The following is a 19,272-nucleotide window of genomic DNA, read 5'->3' on the forward strand; positions in this document are numbered from 1 at the left end:
TAAAAGAAGGTTTCCTGATTATCAGGAAACCTTCTTTTATTTAGTTGTTACTTCATTTTCATTTTCTTCTTTAACTTCATTATAATAATTAACTCCGAATTGAGATCCTTCAGAGACCATCTTTGCATTTTCATATTGAGCTTCGTCTTTATTTTCAACCTGATCCGGAATTCCAGCATCATCTAATGTCGATTCTTTGTTCATATTCTTTATTTTAGATGTAGTACTTTTTACAGTATCCTTAAACTTGTCACGTTTACCCTTATCCTTCAATACAAATCCTGCAACACCTGCACCTACTGCACCTACACCAGATAGTAAATACCTTTTTTTCATCGTATCACCCTTTCGTTTTTTATTTATATCTATATATATATTCCCTATTATCACTTAATAAAACATATAGAAATTAACATTTTCAATATATTTGCTGCCTATGTTATACTATTAATTAAAGAGCCTAATTTGAGGTGAAAAGCATGCAGGTTAAATGTGTTATATGTGACATAATAGAATCAATTGATGACAATTCTTTACAAGCTAAACGTCTAAGAAATCGGCGGATTCATATGTATTTATGTGAATCATGCTACACAAGAATTGAACAGAAAACGAATGAAAGACATGCAACTGGGGATTTTCAATTATACAGAAAACCAAAACAAAAAGAAGAACTAATATAAAAACAAGCCTTTACAATAATAGGGGAAGATCAGAAAATTTGGCTTATCACCAAGCCTTAGTTGCGCTAATGCAAAAAGAAAGTTTTTATACTTTCTTTCTTAACATTGAAAACCACTCGCGATTTAACTCACGAGTGGTTTTTTTAAATGCTTTGTTTTCTTTTTCTTTCCTGGTGTAATCTAAATCTATATATACCTAGAACAATTGAAATTATAATTAAACTTTCTGTTATTGGTAGACCAAAAATACTAAATATTGTCAAAATGTACGTTCCAACTGCCAGCATGATATACACAAACACATTTTTTAATAGTGGTAGTTTTCTTGCAAATCCCAGCTTATATGCAATTGAGCCAAAAACAAAGTTTAGTATATACAAAATACTGTACATGTAGTCTTCACCATAGTGCGTTAAGACAAATTCAAAAATAGCGCTATTATTCGGATCCATTTATATCCCCCGTTGATGAAAAGTGATTTAATTATGTATTATATTTCAAACTCCTTACCTATCATACTAAATCTTTTCCATCCATGCTAGTATGAACATCTGTTCGTCTATAAGATTAACATTTTGTATAAACATATAGAATGATATATACTGTTTGATGTACAAAAATTTGAGGTGAAGTTATGAATAAAATAAATTACCCTATGCTTCTTCTAGCCATTCTAGTAATTCTATCTTTTGTTTCTGTTGGGATCGGAATTGCACTACGAAATATTTGGTTTATATTATTTTTCTTATTACTGGGTTTTTCAATTATGGGGTTTGGCTTAACATTAAAAAGAAAAAGAAAGTGACTGTAAAAAACAGTCACTTTTTTCCTTTTAATATGTAGTCATTAATAATTGTTTCTTGTATGGATGGATGACACACAAGAATTGAATTATTTTTTATCATATTAACTTCTTCCCCACTGACGGTTGTTGTTACACCACCAACCTCATTCACAATAATTATCCCTGCTGCGATATCCCATGGTGATAGTCTCATTGTTAAATATCCATCCATTATCCCTTCTGCTACAAATGCAAATTCTAAGGCAGCTGATCCATATGTACGTGTACCTCTAACTTTGCGAACCAGTTTCTGCATCATCTTCTCATCGACAAGACGATTTTCACATAACCAGAAGTGATTCAAACCAATCATGGCTTTCTCAATGTCGACATGTTTTTCTAATGAAGGTATTTTATTACCGTTTTTGTAGGCACCTTCACCTTTTATAGCACTGTAGAGTACATCATCCATTACATTGTAGATGAGGCCTATTTCACCTATTCCATCATGATAAATACCAACAGATATTGCGAAGTTTCTTTTTTGTTGCACAAAATTCATTGTCCCATCAATTGGGTCGATAATCCAGACCGTGCCATCCATTGTGTTAATTTCATCACCAAAACCCTCTTCACTTAACAAAAGGTGATCTGAATACTTTGATTTAATTTTGTCTACAAAATATTTTTCTGTCTCTTTATCCATAGTCGTAACTAAATCATTTACATTGGATTTTGTATCTATTGTTAATGGTTCATCTATTTGTTCGCGAATTATTTTTCCAGCTTCCAGGACCCAACTTTTTGCATCCTGATATAACTTATTATGATTAAACTCAGTCATATCAATTACCTCCATTACTCTCCTCTATTTTATCAAATTAAAAAACTAACCACCAGTTCTGCGACTTTAGTGTGGTCAGTTTAATAAGCTAACTTAATCATTTTCAATAGAATAGAGCTGAATTCTAAGTTGCTCTAGCCTTTCTTTTGCTTTAATTATCTCCACTGTGTCATTTGCTTGTAAAGCATCAAATAACGACACAAGCTCATAATCAATTTCCATTCGGATAACAGGAATTTTTTCCTGTGCTTCTTTTCGTCTCAGAGCTTCCATTACGTATTTCATAATTACCCTTCCTTTCAGACGCTTTTATTATATATATGATGTTTAGCTTTATTTCGTTAATACTATTTTATTATATTGTTAAGATATTCCCATAAAACATCTGCCATAAACCTTTAGTTACGAAGTATCTTCCTTGACTGTACGCCTTTTTTCCTTAATAATAACAATTATAAATAACAACCTAAACACAAAAAGGGGATTGTTTGATGGATTTTAAAGGATTTAAAAAAAATGATTTTCAAACGTTTACGATTGATGGATTAGACTCCAGAATGGAGGCAATTCGAGAAAGAATACAGCCTAAGTTTCAAGCAGTCGGTGAAGAAATTAAAACTGACTTATCAAATACCTTAGGATATGATATGTATGTGCATATTGCCCAGCATGCAAGAAGAACTGTCAATCCACCAAAAGATACATGGATGGCTTTTTGCAATAATAAACGCGGATATAAACAACATCCACATTTTCAAATAGGATTGTTTGATGATCATCTATTTTTATGGTTGGCATATATATATGAGGTTCCAAATAAAAAGGAAATAGCTGAAATATTCCTAGATCATACTGATGATATAAGAAAATCGATTCCTGGTGATTATATGGTTTCACTTGATCATACAAAAAAATCAGCAACTGAGTTGGGAAGTATAAATTTAACAGAGTCTCTTGAACGGTTTCAAAATGTCAAGAAAGCAGAATTTCTGATTGGAAGACATTTCGCACCAGATAATCCTTTATTAAGAGATGGAAAGACCTTTTTAAACGAAGTTAAAAACACATTTGAAACATTATCACCTTTGTACAAATTATCAATGCGGGATAGTCAGTAAGCAATAGTATGGTTGGTATTCCACCTTCCATACTATTATTCACTACTTAAGTCTTTTCATTTGTTTTCTTGATAACAGGATAAACCTTGTACCCAGACGCTATTTCAAAATCATTGAAATACTGCTTTTCTTCACTTTTAGAGGGAACAATTTCCTTAAATCGTTTATAAGCTGAACTAATTTCTGTATCAGTCGCTGTTTTTTCATAGTACTTTTCAATGATTGAAAAAAAATGAACAATATCAATAATTTCATCTTTTGACCATAGTTCATTCAATGGATAGTGATAGTCCATTATTTCATTACTCCTTTTATAACCATCTTTGTCTAACTGATTCTGCATCCTTAATAATTGTCTTAATCAAAATATCAACGGTCGGGATATCCTGTATTCTAGCCGCTATTTGCCCTGCCCAACCAAATCCCTTTTGCTCGTTACCATCATAAATATAATCCTTATTTGCCTCACCACTAATAAACGGTTTTAATGTTTCAAAGTTAGCAAGTTCCGATTCCAAGTCAAGTATTTGTTCTGTCCACGAATTTTTTAAAGCACGTGCAGGCATCCCAAGCGAGCGTTTTATAACCACTGTTCCATTTTCATCAGCCTCTACCAAAGCCTGTTTATACAAATGGTGTGCATCAACACAGTCTTTTGTAGCTATAAACCGTGTCCCCATCTCGACTCCTTCAGCACCTAAGGCTAATGCGGCCATCATACCTTTACCATCCCCAATCCCACCTGATGCTATTACAGGAATTGATACATGCTCAACTACCTGTGGAGTTAGCACAAAGGTTCCAAGATCCCCTCGGCCAATATGACCCCCACCTTCTTGCCCAACTACCATAACAGCATCAGCTCCAAGTTCTTCGGCTTTTATTGCCTGACGTTTTGCTGCCACAAGTACTAATTTTTTAATAGGATAGTCCTTTACCATGTCCAGCACACCTTTAGGGTTACCTCCAGTCACTGAGATAACAGGTACTTGTTCATCAATGGCTGCTTGCACCATATGCTCATATGGACGCCCATGTTGACCTATGGCGAAGTTCACCCCGAATGGTTTATCTGTAAGTGATCTTAGCTTTTTTATTTCTGTACTCAGTTCTGTGTCACTCGCTAAACTCATTGCAGTGATTTGTCCCAACCCACCAGCGTTTGAAACAGCCGCTGCTAAATTTGCGTAAGCTAAATAAGCAAGGCCGCCTTGTATAATCGGGTAATCAATACCCAATAGGTCCGTTACCCTAGTCTCCCATTTCATTTGTACTACTCCCCCTCACTGAAGATTCAAAACCTTAATTCTATACTACAATGCTAGCATAAGGTAAAGTTGTTCCTCAATTTTTAAGGGTGTTTATATCATTGTAACTAGATTTATATGTTATTATTTGCTATACTACTTTCGACATTTTAATACGTACAGATGGAGTGCATTTGATGAGAGACCAAGCTAAAACACCATTATTTGATGGTTTGTTAAATCATATAGAGAAAAATCCAATACAATTTCATATCCCCGGGCATAAACAGGGTAAGGCTGTAGATAGCAGATTCCATAATTTTATTGGTGAAAATGCATTTAAAATAGACTTAATAAACATTGAACCACTAGATGATCTACACCATCCGCACGGTATGATAAAGGATGCACATGAGTTGGCCGCAGAAGCGTTTGGATCAGATTATACATTTTTCTCTGTTCAAGGAACTAGTGGTGCAATTATGACAATGGTACTAAGTGTATGTGGACCAGGTGATAAAATTATTGTACCTAGAAATGTTCATAAATCTGTTACATCGGCAATTATTTTCTCAGGCGCCACACCAATTTTTATTCATCCGGAAATTGATCACAAACTAGGTATATCACATGGAATCACGCCAACTGCTGTTAGACATGCATTAGAAGCTCACCCAGATGCAAAGGCTGTTTTAGTAATTAATCCAACGTACTTTGGTATTGTTGCGGACTTACAGGAGATAGTCAAAATCTCTCATCGGTACAATATTCCGGTACTTGTCGATGAAGCTCATGGTGTTCATATTCATTTTAATGACAAATTACCACTGTCTTCAATGCAGGCAGGAGCAGACATGGCGGCAACTAGCGTACATAAACTCGGTGGTTCCCTTACCCAAAGTTCTGTGTTAAATCTTAAAGGTGAAAGAATATCCCATGAACGTGTACAAACAGTTATGTCAATGCTAACAACAACATCAACTTCATATATATTACTGGCGTCCTTAGACGTTGCCAGGAGTCGGCTAGCAACAAATGGTTTTCAATTAGCTGAAGATACGATTCAATTAGCTAATCAATTAAGAGATAATATTAATAAGATCCCCTATTTATATTGTGTAGGAGAAGAAATCATTGGAAGTGAGGCCATATTTGGTTACGATCCTACAAAAATAATTATATCCGTAAAAGATATCGGTATCTCGGGTTATGAGGCAGAAGTATGGTTAAGAAACAATTATAAAATCGAGGTAGAACTATCCGATCTATACAACCTTCTTTGCATCATTACTCCAGGTGATTCTTTAACTACAATCAATACGTTAGAACAAGCACTTAAACAGTTAGTTGAAGAAAAAATAGACAAAAGATCCGCGAGAGAGGTTATTGTTTCTATACCTGAAATACCGTTACTGGCTTTATCACCCCGTGATGCTTTTTACGCTGAAACGGAAGTAATAAAGTTCTCGGAATCTGCTGGAAGAATTAGTGCTGAATCAATAATGGTTTATCCTCCTGGTATCCCAATATTTATTCCGGGCGAGATTATAACTGAAGATAATATAGCTTATATTCACAAAAATATAAAAAACGGTTTACCTGTTCAAGGTCTGCAGGATGAATCATTGGTAACAATACGTGTTATTAAAGAACATCGCCCATTCAAATAAGGTTTTACAAAAATAAAAGCGTTGCACCGAATTTGTGCAACGCTTTTATTTTTAATTTATTTGCAACTAGGACAAGCGCCATAAAGGGTAGTTACTTTTTCATCATCAAATTGCTCAATAATCTGTTGACAGTCTTGACAAATGATAGTTCCCACTTAGCCCATCTCCTTTGTGTTAAATATGAGTACATAAATACATTATAGTGTGTCACAATTAAAAATTCAAGCTTTATTTAGTATAACGTTATTGTTTATATTACATACTATTAATATTCGCTTAGATTTGTTCTTTTAAGAAAGTCTGTTTACTAAAAGATTTGTTATTGTTGTTAACAAAACTCTATAAACTATGACGTTGTGAAAATTTTTTCGACGACGTTCTGGTAGAATACTTCGCTTTCAACAGGTGCAAGTGTGACATCTGCTTAAGCTGACGCTATTTCAGTGTCTTCTATGTCGCCTTACACGACGGCCTTAGCCTCCTCAGAAGCAAAGAACGCTTCTTCCGGGATATTCGGACGGGTGAAGTTCATTCCTTCAGGATTCTTCGTATTTTGCCTACACTAAGCTGCGCAAAAATAAGTGACTCCACGAAAATGAAAACCAGATTTTCTTCGTGCGGTGGATTTCTAGAAGCGTTCCCCATGGAAAGCGAGTGTTTTTTCGCATTGACGGTTGATATTTTCGTGTAACGGTTGATTCCCGGGCTGTAACGGTTGATATTTCCTGATAAAGGGTGATTCTGAGGCGACGACGGCTGATATTTTTGAATAACGGTTGATTCGAAGGCCCCAACGGTCGATTTTCTTGGATAACGGTTGATTCCACGGCACCAGAAGCCACCCGTGTTAAGTTATATAGCAGTTTTTATCAACTGGAGGGTTAAATTGGAACAAAACTTACAATAATAGCCTAAAAAAAAAATCACCCGTTTAGTCGGATGATTTTATTGTAACCATTAGTTAATTTTAATTAAATTGGGATCAACAATTTCATAACCTTGATTACGTAGGCCAACCACGATGTCGTGTAATGCATTTGCAGTCCACTCTCTGTCGTGCATTAAAAGGTTAGCTCCTGGCTTAAGAAGACTGTATGGAATATCGATTTCTGGAGCTTTTCCAGTTACCATAGCTTTAGTTAATTTTTTTGCATTCATGTAAGGTTTAAAATAATCGTACCCATAAGACCAGTTCATAAGAACCATACCTTGTTCTTGAACAATTTGTTTGGAATAGTCCGTGTTTGCACCATTAGGAGCGCGGAAAAACAACGGTCTCTGACCTATAATTTCCTCCACCAGATTGTTGATGCTAACGATTTCTTCCTTTTGTTCTTCTTTCGAAAGGTCAGGTAAAAAAGGATGATTATATGTGTGATTTCCTATAATAAAGCCCATCTCATGAATCTTTTTTAAAGCCTCTTTTTCTTCAGGAGTATCTAGAAAATGTCCGTTCACAAAAAAGATTGCACCCGCATCCAATGCTTTTAGGGTTTTTGCCATTTCGACGGCGTGTTCGTCTGGTGCATCATCAATTGTAAGCAATACTACCTTTTCGTTTGTTGATTTTTCTAGTGGTTGTACTAGCCAGTTTTGTTGATTAACTTTGTATTTTGGCTCAACAGGTTCAACTGTGACTGGTTCTAATTCTTTCTTTTTTTCTTTCTCTTCTTCCTTATCTTTCGAACCTTGATCTTCTTGCTCCGGAGTTAACTCTGGCTCTGTTCCTACATTATTCTCTTCTCCATTAACTGTAACTGACTCTTTTTTTTCTGAACAGGCACTTAATAATACAATAAATAGTAATAAGCAAACAAAAATAATTTTTTTCAATGTAGTTCCCCCTTAGATGTATAATTCTTTATAAAACTATTATACCTACTTCATGTATAAATTTGCTATAGTTTTATGAATTAAATTCTATAGATTGTGGTAGATTAAGTTTACTGTTAGAGAATAGTTGGGAATAGACAAAATATGCCAAATAGTATTTTTACTAGTTCATTTGCAAATAGCAGGTACATTAGTTGAACTATGTCTTTTCATATGTTTTAATACATAATTGTGACTAAAATTGTATTGATAACGAAAATTGGCGATTGGGAAGGATGTTGTTTATGAAAAAAGTAACACGTGTTTTTTGGATTTCATCAATTATTGCAATCTTATTCATTATCTGGGGTATTTGGGAAGATAGTAATATGCAATCCGTTACTTCAAAAATTCAAGAGTATATTGTCAACCAATTTGGTTGGTTCTACTTATTTAGTGCAACTGGTTTTTTAATATTTGCTTTATATCTTGTCTTTTCAAAATACGGAAATATTAAGCTTGGAAAACCTGGTGACAAACCTGAGTATTCCTATATTACCTGGTTTGCCATGTTGTTTAGTGCTGGTATGGGTATTGGTCTCGTATTTTGGGGTGCTGCAGAACCGTTGTCACATTTCCATACTCCACCATATGGTGAAGCTGGATCTGTTGAAGCAGCAAAAGCAGCAATGCAATATAGCTTTTTCCACTGGGGACTTCACCCATGGGCCGTATATGCGACTATAGCCCTTGCGCTTGCCTATTTTAAATTTAGAAGACAATCTTCTGGTGTTGTAAGTGCTATTCTCGAGCCACTATTTGGTGATAAGATGAAGGGTGGCTGGGGGACGTTAGTTGATACTATCGTTGTTTTCGCAACTGTATTTGGTGTTGCGACATCCCTTGGATTTGGCGCCATCCAAATTAGTGGAGGTTTATCATTTGTGTTTGGCTGGGATCAAACCTTAACAATGCAAATGATCATTATTTTGGTTGTAACTGTTCTATATTTGATATCAGCAATGACTGGGTTAAATAAAGGAATTAAATACTTAAGTAACGCAAATATTGTACTTGCCTTATTGCTTATGGCGTTTTTACTAATCATCGGTCCTACTGGATTTATCATGGATTTGTTTACAGATACATTTGGTAGTTATCTACAAAATCTGCCTAGCATGAGCTTTAGAACAACTCCATTTGATGAAACAGGTACATGGATAGAAGGTTGGACCATGTTCTACTGGGCATGGTGGATTGCTTGGGCGCCATTCGTAGGTACCTTTATCGCCCGTGTTTCTCGAGGCAGAACAATACGAGAATTCGTATTAGGAGTGCTGTTGGTTCCTACCATTTTTGGGGCTTTATGGTTCTCTGTATTTGGAGGATCAGCAATCTATCTTGAAATGTTTCAGGATACGGATATTATCCATTATGTAACAGACTTTGGTAAGGAAACTGCATTATTTGCTGTTCTACAGCAATTTCCATTAGGTATGGTCATGTCAATCATTGCTATTCTGCTGATCAGCACGTTTTTCATTACTTCAGCGGACTCTGCCACATTTGTGTTGGGAATGCAAACTACCGGCGGCAGTCTATACCCACCAAACATTGTAAAATTTATATGGGGAATAATTCAATCAGGTGCAGCTGCGATATTACTGTGGCGAGGTGGTCTTGAAGCACTTCAAACTGCATCGATAATTGCTGCATTCCCATTTACGATAATTATGATACTGATCGTTTTTTCCATGTTAAAGTCATTTAAAGAAGAGGGTAGGAATTCGGATTTAATGAGAAAAAAATAGATAGTATGGGTGTTAGGTAAATCTCCTACTCCCCTAGACACAAAAAAGGAAGCTATGCACTTGGCATAGCTTCCTTTTTGTTCGCGATGATTTATTTCATCATATGGATTGGAGTACCCATAGCTACTTCTGCAGCTTCCATTGTTATTTCCCCTAAGCTAGGGTGTGTATGGATAGTTAATGCAATATCTTCAGCAGTCATACCAGCCTCAATTGCTAAGCCTAACTCAGCAATCATATCACTAGCATTTGGACCAGCTATTTGAGCTCCGATTACCAAACCATCTTCTTCTCTAGTGATTAATTTCAAGAAGCCGTCACTGTCATTAAGAGATAATGCGCGACCATTTGCAGCAAATGGAAACTTCGATGCTTTTGCTTTGTATCCAGCTTCTTTAGCATCAGCTTCAGAGTATCCAACTGTTGCAAGTTCTGGATCAGAAAATACCACAGCTGGAATTGCTACGTAATCAATCTCTGATTTTTCACCACTAATTGCCTCTGCAGCAACTTTTCCTTCATAAGAAGCTTTGTGAGCAAGTGGTGGTCCTGCAACAATATCGCCTATTGCATAAATGTTATCGATATTTGTACGACACTGTTTATCGATTTTGATAAGACCTTTGTCATCAACTTCAATTCCTACTTGTTCCAAACCTAATTCTTCTGTGTTCGGACGACGCCCGACAGTAACTAGTACGTAGTCAGCATCAACTGTTTCTTCTTTGCCTTTTGATTCATACGTGACCTTTACACCATCTTTTGATTCTTCTACACCTTTAGCCATTGCTTCAGTTACAATAGAAACGCCTTTCTTTTTCAAACGTTTCTTAACCACTTGTGTCATTTGCTTCTCAAACCCACCAAGAATATCTTTTGTACCTTCTAAAATTACAACTTCAGTACCAAAGTTAGCATAAGCTGACCCTAGCTCAGTTCCAATATATCCCCCACCAATTACAACCATTTTCTTAGGGATTTCTTTTAGGTTCAAAGCACCTGTTGAATCTAACACTCGGTCAGAAAATTTGAAGCTCGGAATTTCAATTGGTGAAGACCCTGTAGCAATAATACAATTATTAAATGTGTATGTTTGTGAATTTTTATCATCCATCACTTTTGCAGTATTCTTATCAACAAAATACACTTCACCTTTTACGATATCAGCTTTATTGCCTTTTAATAACCCTTCAACACCGGAAGTAAGTTTATTAACAACTTTACCTTTCCATTCCTGTACCTTTGAAAAGTCTACTGAAACGTTTTCCGTTGTAATTCCCATATCTTCGCTTCCATGAGCATATTCAGTTCTGTGTCCTGCTTGAATCAAAGCCTTTGAAGGAATACATCCAACGTTTAAACAAACGCCCCCTAATGTTCCTTTCTCTACAATTGTTACTTTTTGACCTAGCTGAGCAGCACGGATGGCAGCTACATAGCCACCTGGTCCTGCCCCAACAACTAACGTGTCTAATTCAATTGGGAAATCTCCTACTACCATAATTTACCCCTCCATCATAATTAATTGTGGATCGTTCAACAAACGTTTAATCTGGTTCAATGCCAATTGTGCCGTTGCACCATCTACAATTCTGTGATCAAAACTCAATGATAGCGCTAATACTGGCGCGATAACTATTTCCCCATCGCGTACTACAGGCTTCTCAGCAATACGTCCTATCCCTAAGATTGATGCTTCAGGGTAGTTAAGGACCGGCGTAAACCATTGCCCTCCTGCAGAGCCAATATTTGTAATTGTACTAGTAGCACCCTTCATCTCATCTGATGCAAGTTTACCATTACGTGCTTTATCTGCCAATTCGTTTATCTCTTGTGATATGGCAAAAACTGATTTACGATCTGCATTTTTTACAACTGGCACTAATAAGCCTTTATCCGTATCAGCTGCAATACCAATATTGTAATAATGTTTGTAGATAATTTCATCTGTGTCATCGTCTACTGCTGAACCTAGGATTGGGTACTTTTTCAACGTAGATACAAGAGCTTTAGCTACATATGGCAAGTAAGTCAATTTAATATCTTGTTCTGCAGCAATTGCTTTGAATTTCTTACGGTGTGCAACAAGTTCTGTTACATCTATTTCATCTAATAATGTAACGTGTGGTGCTTTCGTTTTAGAATTGACCATCGCTCTTGCGATTGATTTACGAATACCACTCATTTTTTCGCGTGTTTCAGGATATTCATCTTTTGGAGCTGAAACTTCTTTAGACGTTGTTTTTTCATCTGCCTGTTTCGTTTCTTGTTCCTCAGACGATTCTTGTATCTCAGACTTCTGATCGCCACTTAAGAATTTATCAATATCTTCTTTAAGAACTCGACCATTTTTTCCAGAACCACTTACTTTCTGAATAGAAACCTCTTTTTCACGCGCATATTTCCTTACAGATGGCATTGCAATAACACGCTTGTCATCTGACGGTTCCGACTTAACTGTTTCAGAGGTATCTTTTTCCTTTTTAACATCTTTTGAAGAATCCTCTTCTTCTTTTTCTGGCTTATTCTGTTTATCTTCCTTTTCTTCTGGAGCTGATTCTTCTGCTTCAGGCTCTTCTTCTTCTTCTTCTTCATAGCCTTCTGCATCAATTGTGATAAGCGTGTCGCCAACTACTGCAACAGTACCTTCACTAACATGGACTTTTTTAACTGTTCCCTCTACAGGAGAAGGAATCTCAACAACTGCTTTATCATTTTGGACTTCACAAAGTACGTCGTCTTCTTTTAATTCATCGCCTTCTTTAACAAACCACTTAACAATCTCACCTTCATGGATACCTTCGCCAATATCAGGCATTTTGAAATTATAAGCCATAATTACTACCTCCTTTTATTAAAAGTTGATTACTTGGTTAACTTTTTCTACGATGTCTTTATAATCTGGTAGCCATACATCCTCTGCTTGTGAAAATGCATAAACTGTATCTGGTGCAGTTACTCTTAAAATTGGTGCTTCCAAATGTAAAATAGCACGTTCTTGTATTTCAGAAATAACCTGTCCTGCAATTCCTGCTTGTCGTTGAGCTTCTTGTACAAACACAACACGATTTGTTTTCTTAACTGATTCTAGTATGGTATCAATATCAACAGGTGATACCGTACGTAAATCAATTACCTCTGCGTCAATATCATTTTTCTCTAATTCTTCTGCAGCTTTTAAAGACGCGTGCACCATTGCTCCATATGAAATTAAAGTTACGTCTTTACCTTCGCGTTTGACATCTGCCTTACCTAGTTCAATCGTATATTCATCTTCAGGTACCTCACCACGAAATGAACGATATAGTTTCATATGTTCGAGGAATAGAACTGGGTCATTATCACGAATAGCTGCAATTAAAAGACCTTTTGCATCGTGTGGTGTTGATGGGATAACAACTTTAATTCCTGGTTGTTGAGCAATTAACCCTTCCAATGAATCAGCATGTAACTCAGGAGTGTGAACCCCACCGCCAAATGGTGAACGAATCGTAATCGGTGCTGATTTAGAACCTCCAGAACGGTAACGCATCCGAGCCATTTGGCCATTAATTGAATCCATTGCTTCATAAACAAAGCCGAAGAATTGAATTTCCGGCACTGGACGATAGCCTTGCAATGCAAGTCCAATGGCCAATCCACCAATACCTGATTCAGCAAGTGGTGTATCAAAAACACGTTCTTCTCCAAATTCATCCTGCAGGCCTTCTGTAGCACGGAAAACTCCACCGTTTTGTCCTACGTCTTCACCAAAGACAAGCACATTTTCATCGTTTTTTAGTTCCGTACGCATTGCGTCAGTAATCGCTTGAATCATTGTCATTTGTGCCATGATTTACTTCGACTCCTTTTCCTTGTATTCTTCCAGTTGCTCTTGCAAGTTCTTAGGAAGTTCTTCATACATGTTGCCAATCAAGTCTGTCACTGTTTGTTTTGGCTGCTCATCAGCCTTCTTAATGGCTTTCTTAATATCATCTTTAGCCTCTTCAATTACTTTATTTTCCTCTTCTTCAGACCACAACTTTTTACCTTCTAAATACTTACGGAAACGTACTAGTGGATCTTTTTTCTCCCATTCATTGTCAAGCTCATCTGTACGATAACGTGTAGGGTCGTCCCCTGCCATCGTATGTGGACCATAACGATACGTTAGGGCTTCAATTAATGTAGGTCCCTCTCCATTAATAGCACGTTCTCTGGCGTCTTTAGTTGCAGCATAAACAGCCAGTACATCCATTCCGTCAATTTGTATTCCTTCTATTCCAGCTGCAACACCTTTTTGCGCTAGTGTTTTTGATGCTGTTTGTTCTTCTACAGGCACAGAGATAGCGAAGTAGTTATTCTGAACAAAGAAAATCGCCGGTGCTTGAAACGCACCTGCAAAGTTCATTCCTTCATAGAAATCACCTTGCGATGTACCACCGTCACCAGTATACGTAATAGCTACTGCCTTTTTACCGCGCTTTTTCATTCCTAATGCAACACCGGCTGCTTGTGTTATTTGAGCGCCAATAATAATCTGTGGACTTATAGCGTTTACATCTTCAGGAAACTGGTTACCATGAAAATGCCCTCTTGAGAATAAAAATGCTTGATATAATGGAAGACCATGCCAAATAATCTGTGGTACATCACGATATCCCGGCAATATGTAGTCTTCTTTCTCCAAGGCAAATTGACTACCTAACTGGGAAGCTTCCTGACCTGCTGTTGGTGCATAGAAACCCAAGCGCCCTTGTCGATTCAACGCAATAGAACGTTGATCAAGCATACGTGTATAGACCATTCTGCGCATAAGCTCTTTCAATTCATCATCTGAAAGATCAGGCATATCGTCCTTATTAACTATTTTTCCATTTTCATCTAGAATCTGGAACATTTCGAACTGACTTTCAACACTTTCAAGTACATGTTTCAAAATAGTTCACCTCTACCTTTCTTATTTCCAATTTTTATTTGTCTTTTCTAGCCTTCCCAATCTACGAAAAAACTTTACCCATTTGCTCTTAATCTTGTTCCCTTTTTGGAAAGTCACTAATCTTTTGAATAAGTTATTTGTTAACTGTTATATAATCGATGTGATTTTCACTAGTACAAGATAATTACATAACCAAAGTTTAGCTCATTTATACCAATTTGGTCAATAACTTTGCTCTTATTTCAAGATAAACATTGAACTGTACTCGTATTTCATATTTCTGTTACATAACGAAAGAACAGCTGTATTAGTCACAAAAAAAAAGACTAAACCCGTATAGGATTTAGCCCTTCATTCATTATGCATATAGTTTTTACTTTTCGTATTCGACATCAATCTCTGCTGCTTCATAAAATTCCTTTTTCAATTGGTTGTATTTTTCTGTATGTTCATTAAATACTTTATTGGCAGCTAGGACCTTTTGATAACTTTCATTGATTTTCTTGATATGAGTCGTTAAAACTTCCTGATCCAAATCTTCTTTTTGAAGTAAAGTGTACAATTCTTTTTCTAAAGTGAGTGAACTTACATATGCTTTATTTAACTCTTGATAAGCATCATAGCGATCCACCATAATATCATACATGGCATTTGCCTTATTTTTGGCTTTTTCATCTTCAAGTTCTGTTATAAGTTCCTTTACTTTCAAAAATTCTTCCTTTGCGGCTTCAATACTTTCTTTTTCAATCACTATCTTATTTTTTCTTTTTTCAATTACATCAATCGCCTCTTTGGAAATTGATTTTATTTTATCAAACTCATCCATGCTCAAATCAACAATCTTACTATAAAGTTCCTGTTCTTTTTTCTCAAGCTCTACAATTTCTTTTTGTTGTTTTTCAAATGATTCTTCAAGTGATACAGCTTTTTCTAGATGGCTATAAATCTCCTTGGATGGTGATGAACCGTTACATCCAGACAAAAATGCGATTAAACCGACGAATAAAATGATAGCTGACTTTCTATATGACACTTGACCATTTCCTCCTTTATCCTGTTCATAAAAATTAAGAATTCAAATTTATAATAGTAGTATAACATACATATGTTTAGCTTAAATACGATATACGTAACTATATCATATTTATCAATATTTGCTAGCATTTATGGTAGAATAAAAAATATGTAAAAAGTAGGGGTGAAGACATCATGTTAACAATGAAAGATATTGTAAGGGAAGGACATCCGGCTTTACGAAAAACAGCAATGGATGTTGCAAATCCTCCTAGTAAAGAAGAAAAAGAACTTTTAGAAGACATGTTACTGTTTCTTAAAAATAGTCAAGATGAAGAAATTGCACGTGAATATGAGTTGCGGGCTGGTGTTGGCCTGGCCGCAACCCAACTTGGAGTACTTAAACGAATGTTAGCAGTTCATTTTGAGGACGCCAATGGAAAAAAATATAGTTATGGTTTGTTTAACCCTAAAATTGTAAGTCATTCTGTCGAAAAAGCTTATTTAACCAGTGGTGAAGGTTGTCTTTCTGTAGATCGAAGTGTTGAGGGTTATGTGCCAAGATACGCTCGGATCACACTCAAGGCAATTGATCTTGAAGGGAATGAATTGAAGCTAAGACTTCGTGATTACGCAGCAATCGTCTTCCAACACGAAATTGATCATTTAAATGGCGTTATGTTCTATGATTACATCGACAAAAACAATCCACTTGTGGCACCAGAAGATGCAAAAGCAATTAATTAGTACCAAGCATTCAGCTGTACTTTTCAGGTGAATGCCTAGGTAGCTATAATGAATAAGATTTCTTTACGAGTAAAAAGTAAATACATAATTATAGGTTCTCATCTATGAAAATTGATTTTTTTTGCATAAATCAGGTTTTTTTATTTCAATATTGCTCAAACAGTACTATACTATAAATAATAGGGATTGGATCGGTAGAACGTTTATGTTGCTTTCTTAAGAATAGGAAAGGAGATGCATGATAACATGTTAAAACGCCTAAAAGAAAAGCTAAAGAAACGCTGGAAGGATTTTTTAGGCCGAGGAAGAGTACCATCAGCTTATAAGAAAGACTACCATAAATAAAGCCAATCACATTAAACAAATGCTACGGAGACTTTGAAACTTATTAAGCTTGACGAACGGATGTACGAAACGTATATAATACACTTATTGCTCGTTATAAGGTGAATTCGTAAAGACATACAAAAAGGTACAGCTGTCTGGAATCCGTCAGCTTTATTAAATAATGTTAAAAATAATCCATGCCTAAGAAACTTTTTCTTATAAAAATAAAAAAATAGAATTGATAGGAGAGATGAAATGATTTTTAAAGTTTATTATCAAGAAGTCAAAAGTGAAATACCTGTCCGCGAACGAACGAAGGGCCTTTATATTGAGGCAGAAACAGAAAGAGAAGTCCGTGATAAATTAGTGAATCGTGAATACAATATTGAATTCATCCAACAATTAGACGATGCACACTTAGCGTATGAGCAGCAATCAGAAAATTACACAGTGGAGACTATATAACTTATGAAATTCGTAAAGAATGATCAAACAGCAGTATTTTCATTAGGTGGATTAGGAGAAATTGGAAAGAACACATACGCAGTTCAATTTCAGGATGAAATTATTCTAATCGATGCGGGAATTAAATTTCCAGAAGATGAATTATTAGGAATAGACTATGTAATACCTGATTATACGTATTTAATACAAAATCAGGACAAAATTAAAGGACTAATTATAACTCACGGTCACGAAGATCATATCGGAGGGATTCCTTACCTTCTACGGGAAATCAATATACCAATTTATGCAGGTAAGCTTGCATTAGGTCTAATAAGAAACAAGTTAGATGAGCATGGATTATTACGTAAAGCCAAGTTAACTGCTATACAAGAAGATGATGTTATTAAGTTCCGCAAGACATCAGTTTCATTCTTCCGTACGACACATAGTATTCCAGATTCTTATGGAGTAGTTGTAAAAACGCCACCAGGAAATATTGTACACACTGGTGACTTTAAGTTCGACTTTACGCCAGTTGGCGAACCAGCAAACATAGCTAGAATGGCTGAGATTGGTAAAGAAGGTGTACTTTGTCTTCTCTCTGACAGTACTAATAGTGAAGTTCCTGGATTTACTATGTCTGAAAGAGTTGTCGGCAAAAGCATAGATGAAATCTTCGGTCGTGTTACTGGCAGGTTGATATTCGCTACATTTGCATCAAATATCTACCGCCTGCAACAAGTAGTGGAGTCGGCAGTGAAACATAATCGTAAGGTGGCTGTATTTGGTCGTAGTATGGAAAATTCAATTGCTATTGGACAAGAACTGGGTTATATAGATGCCCCTAAGGGAACATTTATCGATTCACATCAAATTAACCGCCTTCCAGCTCACGAAGTTGTAATGCTTTGTACAGGTTCTCAGGGTGAACCAATGGCTGCATTGTCACGCATTGCCAACGGCACCCATAGACAAATCCAAACTATACCTGGCGATACTGTTGTATTTTCGTCATCACCAATACCGGGTAATAATGTAAGTGTTAGTCGTATTATTAATAAACTGTATCGTGCAGGTTCTGACGTAATCCATGGTCCATTAAGCGATGTGCATACTTCCGGACATGGTAGTCAGGAAGAACAAAAGCTAATGCTGCGTTTAATCAAGCCTAAATACTTCATGCCGATTCATGGTGAATACCGTATGTTGAAAGAACACACTAAGCTTGCAGAAGCTTGTGACGTTAAGCCAGAAAATAGCTTTATAATGGATATAGGGGATGTATTAGCACTTGGCAAGGATAATGCAATGGTTGCTGGTAAAATCCCTTCAGGTTCGGTTTATGTCGATGGTAGTGGTATTGGAGACATTGGCAATATAGTTCTTCGTGATAGAAGGATTCTGTCAGAAGAAGGTCTTGTCATTGTAGTAGTGAGTATTAATATGAGAGAATTTAAAATATCTTCAGGGCCTGATATCATCTCACGTGGATTTGTTTACATGCGTGAATCAGAAGACCTGATAAATGAAGCACAAAAACTTGTTTCCTCCCATCTCAACAAAGTTATGGAAAGAAAGACAACACAATGGTCTGAAATTAAAAATGAAATTACAGACACGATTGCTCCGTTTTTGTTTGAAAAAACAAAACGTAGACCAATGGTATTACCTATCATTATGGAAGTATAAGTATTAAAAGAATAAAAGATCCAGCGCCTTAAACGCTGGATCTCGTTACAAAAGGAAGCGCTGAAATTGGCGCTTCCTTTTGTAATTTTATGATTTATAATTGTGGCGAATGATTGATTTTTTTCCTTCAGGCTGTAGAGAGGTTATGTCAACTATATTAG

At 36.1% G+C, this 19,272-nt stretch carries 21 protein-coding genes; 8 read left to right on the plus strand and 13 right to left on the minus strand.

Going from position 1 to position 19,272, the window contains the following annotated elements; all coding sequences use genetic code 11:
- Positions 1-36 precede the first annotated feature (36 nt).
- The gene (locus tag ACOI1D_RS16960) at positions 37-336 is read right to left on the minus strand and encodes a hypothetical protein (RefSeq protein WP_422502855.1); all 300 of its coding nucleotides are present in this window, start codon (positions 334-336) and stop codon (positions 37-39) included.
- Between the two features lie 143 nt (positions 337-479).
- Here ACOI1D_RS16960 and ACOI1D_RS16965 point away from each other — a divergent pair, with 143 nt between their 5' ends.
- Positions 480-683, plus strand: a complete 204-nt coding sequence (locus ACOI1D_RS16965) for a YlaI family protein (RefSeq protein ID WP_422502856.1) — start codon at positions 480-482, stop codon at positions 681-683.
- Positions 684-826: 143 nt separating this feature from the next.
- On the opposite strand, the gene ACOI1D_RS16970 is transcribed toward ACOI1D_RS16965, so the two are convergent.
- Positions 827-1,135, minus strand: coding sequence for a YlaH-like family protein (locus ACOI1D_RS16970; RefSeq protein ID WP_422502857.1), 309 nt, complete (start codon positions 1,133-1,135; stop codon positions 827-829).
- Positions 1,136-1,317: 182 nt separating this feature from the next.
- Here ACOI1D_RS16970 and ACOI1D_RS16975 point away from each other — a divergent pair, with 182 nt between their 5' ends.
- Positions 1,318-1,488: a DUF5325 family protein gene (locus tag ACOI1D_RS16975; protein ID WP_422502859.1), complete on the plus strand. Its 171-nt coding sequence runs from the start codon at positions 1,318-1,320 to the stop codon at positions 1,486-1,488.
- Positions 1,489-1,501: 13 nt separating this feature from the next.
- On the opposite strand, the gene ACOI1D_RS16980 is transcribed toward ACOI1D_RS16975, so the two are convergent.
- Together ACOI1D_RS16980 and ACOI1D_RS16985 are read right to left on the minus strand one after the other, a co-directional pair.
- Entirely contained in the window at positions 1,502-2,311 is an 810-nt protein-coding gene (locus tag ACOI1D_RS16980) for an inositol monophosphatase family protein (RefSeq protein ID WP_422502861.1), read from the minus strand.
- A gap of 93 nt (positions 2,312-2,404) precedes the next feature.
- Complete coding sequence (locus tag ACOI1D_RS16985) at positions 2,405-2,596, minus strand: hypothetical protein (protein ID WP_422502863.1); 192 nt, start codon at positions 2,594-2,596, stop codon at positions 2,405-2,407.
- A 206-nt stretch (positions 2,597-2,802) separates the two neighbouring features.
- Here ACOI1D_RS16985 and ACOI1D_RS16990 point away from each other — a divergent pair, with 206 nt between their 5' ends.
- Positions 2,803-3,429: a YktB family protein gene (locus ACOI1D_RS16990; RefSeq protein WP_422502865.1), complete on the plus strand. Its 627-nt coding sequence runs from the start codon at positions 2,803-2,805 to the stop codon at positions 3,427-3,429.
- A 46-nt stretch (positions 3,430-3,475) separates the two neighbouring features.
- Here ACOI1D_RS16990 and ACOI1D_RS16995 read toward each other — a convergent pair whose 3' ends face one another.
- Entirely contained in the window at positions 3,476-3,724 is a 249-nt protein-coding gene (locus ACOI1D_RS16995) for a UPF0223 family protein (RefSeq protein ID WP_422502888.1), read from the minus strand.
- A 16-nt stretch (positions 3,725-3,740) separates the two neighbouring features.
- Positions 3,741-4,697 carry an NAD(P)H-dependent flavin oxidoreductase gene (locus ACOI1D_RS17000; RefSeq protein ID WP_422502866.1) on the minus strand — a complete coding sequence of 319 codons (957 nt, stop codon included), beginning with the start codon at positions 4,695-4,697 and terminating at the stop codon, positions 3,741-3,743.
- A gap of 176 nt (positions 4,698-4,873) precedes the next feature.
- Here ACOI1D_RS17000 and ACOI1D_RS17005 point away from each other — a divergent pair, with 176 nt between their 5' ends.
- On the plus strand, positions 4,874-6,346 hold the full coding sequence (locus ACOI1D_RS17005; RefSeq protein WP_422502867.1) for an aminotransferase class I/II-fold pyridoxal phosphate-dependent enzyme: 1,473 nt from the start codon (positions 4,874-4,876) through the stop codon (positions 6,344-6,346).
- A 56-nt stretch (positions 6,347-6,402) separates the two neighbouring features.
- Here ACOI1D_RS17005 and ACOI1D_RS17010 read toward each other — a convergent pair whose 3' ends face one another.
- Positions 6,403-6,501 carry a GapA-binding peptide SR1P gene (locus tag ACOI1D_RS17010; RefSeq protein ID WP_422502869.1) on the minus strand — a complete coding sequence of 33 codons (99 nt, stop codon included), beginning with the start codon at positions 6,499-6,501 and terminating at the stop codon, positions 6,403-6,405.
- An 802-nt stretch (positions 6,502-7,303) separates the two neighbouring features.
- The gene (locus ACOI1D_RS17015; RefSeq protein ID WP_422502870.1) at positions 7,304-8,179 is read right to left on the minus strand and encodes a polysaccharide deacetylase family protein; all 876 of its coding nucleotides are present in this window, start codon (positions 8,177-8,179) and stop codon (positions 7,304-7,306) included.
- 284 nt (positions 8,180-8,463) lie between these two features.
- On the opposite strand from ACOI1D_RS17015, the gene ACOI1D_RS17020 reads away from it, so the two are divergent.
- Entirely contained in the window at positions 8,464-9,969 is a 1,506-nt protein-coding gene (locus ACOI1D_RS17020) for a glycine betaine uptake BCCT transporter (protein WP_422502872.1), read from the plus strand.
- Positions 9,970-10,060: 91 nt separating this feature from the next.
- Here ACOI1D_RS17020 and lpdA read toward each other — a convergent pair whose 3' ends face one another.
- The 5 genes from lpdA to ACOI1D_RS17045 form a co-directional block, all read right to left on the minus strand.
- Positions 10,061-11,470, minus strand: coding sequence for a dihydrolipoyl dehydrogenase (gene lpdA, locus ACOI1D_RS17025; RefSeq protein WP_422502874.1), 1,410 nt, complete (start codon positions 11,468-11,470; stop codon positions 10,061-10,063).
- Between the two features lie 3 nt (positions 11,471-11,473).
- Positions 11,474-12,805: a dihydrolipoamide acetyltransferase family protein gene (locus ACOI1D_RS17030; RefSeq protein WP_422502875.1), complete on the minus strand. Its 1,332-nt coding sequence runs from the start codon at positions 12,803-12,805 to the stop codon at positions 11,474-11,476.
- A gap of 18 nt (positions 12,806-12,823) precedes the next feature.
- Positions 12,824-13,801 carry an alpha-ketoacid dehydrogenase subunit beta gene (locus ACOI1D_RS17035; RefSeq protein WP_422502877.1) on the minus strand — a complete coding sequence of 326 codons (978 nt, stop codon included), beginning with the start codon at positions 13,799-13,801 and terminating at the stop codon, positions 12,824-12,826.
- A 3-nt stretch (positions 13,802-13,804) separates the two neighbouring features.
- Positions 13,805-14,887, minus strand: a complete 1,083-nt coding sequence (gene pdhA, locus ACOI1D_RS17040) for a pyruvate dehydrogenase (acetyl-transferring) E1 component subunit alpha (protein ID WP_422502879.1) — start codon at positions 14,885-14,887, stop codon at positions 13,805-13,807.
- 373 nt (positions 14,888-15,260) lie between these two features.
- On the minus strand, positions 15,261-15,920 hold the full coding sequence (locus ACOI1D_RS17045) for a YkyA family protein (protein ID WP_422502881.1): 660 nt from the start codon (positions 15,918-15,920) through the stop codon (positions 15,261-15,263).
- Between the two features lie 176 nt (positions 15,921-16,096).
- Here ACOI1D_RS17045 and def point away from each other — a divergent pair, with 176 nt between their 5' ends.
- The 3 genes from def to rnjA all read left to right on the plus strand — a co-directional run bounded on the left by def (position 16,097) and on the right by rnjA (position 19,111).
- Complete coding sequence (gene def / locus ACOI1D_RS17050) at positions 16,097-16,648, plus strand: peptide deformylase (RefSeq protein WP_422502883.1); 552 nt, start codon at positions 16,097-16,099, stop codon at positions 16,646-16,648.
- 582 nt (positions 16,649-17,230) lie between these two features.
- On the plus strand, positions 17,231-17,440 hold the full coding sequence (locus ACOI1D_RS17055; protein WP_422502885.1) for a DNA-dependent RNA polymerase subunit epsilon: 210 nt from the start codon (positions 17,231-17,233) through the stop codon (positions 17,438-17,440).
- A 3-nt stretch (positions 17,441-17,443) separates the two neighbouring features.
- Positions 17,444-19,111, plus strand: a complete 1,668-nt coding sequence (rnjA, locus tag ACOI1D_RS17060; RefSeq protein ID WP_422502886.1) for a ribonuclease J1 — start codon at positions 17,444-17,446, stop codon at positions 19,109-19,111.
- The last annotated feature ends 161 nt before the right edge of the window (positions 19,112-19,272 follow it).

The sequence above is a fragment of the Virgibacillus sp. DJP39 genome, from assembly GCF_049310925.1.
GTDB lineage: Bacteria > Bacillota > Bacilli > Bacillales > Amphibacillaceae > Virgibacillus_F.